Source organism: Exiguobacterium sp. s26 (genome assembly GCF_018618235.1).
GTDB classification, from domain to species: domain Bacteria; phylum Bacillota; class Bacilli; order Exiguobacteriales; family Exiguobacteriaceae; genus Exiguobacterium; species Exiguobacterium chiriqhucha.
The window spans coordinates 1-1,685 of the sequence record NZ_JACSLS010000027.1; the positions used below are offsets into that span (position 1 = coordinate 1).

The 1,685-nt window shown below is 53.6% G+C and carries 1 protein-coding gene; it reads right to left on the reverse strand.

What is annotated here, in order from left to right:
* Positions 1 to 46 precede the first annotated feature (46 nt).
* Positions 47 to 1,617 (reverse strand): IS3 family transposase gene (locus tag KNP82_RS15375; RefSeq protein WP_131471677.1). Its coding sequence is split into 2 segments (ribosomal slippage): positions 47 to 978 and positions 978 to 1,617, totalling 1,572 coding nucleotides; the frame shifts between segments, so codons are not numbered across the junction.
* Positions 1,618 to 1,685: the final 68 nt, after the last annotated feature.

The window sequence follows — 1,685 nt, forward strand, 5'->3', positions numbered from 1 at the left end:
TGAACTGCTCCCCGTCAAGTAGACAGGGCAAATAATGAAAACCGGACTATGCGGCTTGAGACCTGTATTCTACAGGGCTCAAGCCGTTTAGTCGTTTCTGGAAACGATCATGGTTGTAGAACGAGATGTAGGTCTCGATGGCTGATGTAAGTTCGCTGTAGGCCTGGAACTCACGCAGGTAGTACATCTCGACTTTCAAGGTACCCCAAAAACCCTCGATCGGGGCGTTGTCGAGACAACGTCCGACCCGGGACATGCTGTGGGTCAGCCCCGCGTCTTCCACCATGCGTTTGAACCCTCTCGAGGTATATTGGAACCCCCGGTCGCTATGGATCATCGGACTCGCTCCTGAACGGAGCCCCGCGATGGCTGGGATCATCGTCTGGAAGACGAGCGCGTTGTTGTTGGATTTCCCGATGCGATAGGCGATGATCGAGCCGTCATAAAGGTCGATGATCGCGCTCAGATATGCCTTCCTTCCGGCGCCATATTTGAACTCGGTGACGTCGGTGCACCACTTCTCGTCCGGTCGGGACGCGCTGAATTCTCGGTTCATCAGGTTCTCGGCCACATGCTGCGGTGACGACTTCTTGTGCCGTTTTCGCTTCTGGCGGATGACCGAACGGATCTCATGGATGCGCATGAGACGATAGATACGCTTCTCGTTGTATGCCGGCAGGCCATGCTGGCGTCGTCTCCGGTTGACCGTCATGGTGATCCGTCGATAGCCGTAGGTCCCGTTCACCTGGTCGTAGAGGAGGCGGATGTCCTCTAGTAGGCTTAGGTTCTCCTCCTCGCGTACCGAGACGGTACGCTTCAACCATTTATAGTAGGCGGCCCGTGAGACCTGCGCGATCTCGCACAGGAGCACGACCGGGAACGTGTCGGTCGTCGACATTTCCTCGATCGCCATGTAACGCAATTGTAGCCGGATTTGGCTGATCAACCTCTCCTCTCGATCTCCTCTAACTTTTTTAGGAACAGGTTCTCGGCCCGCAGGCGCTCGTTCTCCCGCTCGATCTGTTGGATGCGACGTTCGAGCTTCTCTTCGTTGGTCAGTTCCTCTTCTTGCTTCGTCCGTCCGCGGCGGTCCTCGAGCCCGTGCACGCCGTCGGCGTCATATTTTTTCGTCCAGCCGTAGACCTGGTGGTACGACGCGGCGAATATCTCGGCCGTCCGTTGATAGTTCCGTCCATTGTCCAGGCAATACCTGACGATCTCCATGCGTTCCTCGAATGTGGTCTTTCTCCCTTTTGTCATAGCTCGATCCCTCCCTTTTCTCGAATCTGTTAACTCGCTATGACTAGTATACTTCTTGATCCACCGATATAGAACCGAACGACTACTGATTTGATGTCTGGAGAGGACTTCCACCATGGTGACCCCATCGAGATAGTCACGTACGGCCGCTATTTTCTGTTCCTTTGTGTACAGTTTCCATGTCCTCGACTCCTTCAAGGCGTCGATTCCGCCGGTCTCGAATTTCACTTTCCACACCCGGAGGGTATGCTCAGAGACGTCATGGGCCTCCTCGATTTCCTTCCACGTATATGTTTCTTCTTCCATCATCCGTAGTGCACTCAGTTTTTGTTCGATTGAATGCCGACTTCTCGCCATAAAAAACACTCCCCAATCAGATAAACAGATTTGTTATTTCATCTGTCTACCTATTGGGGAGCATATCA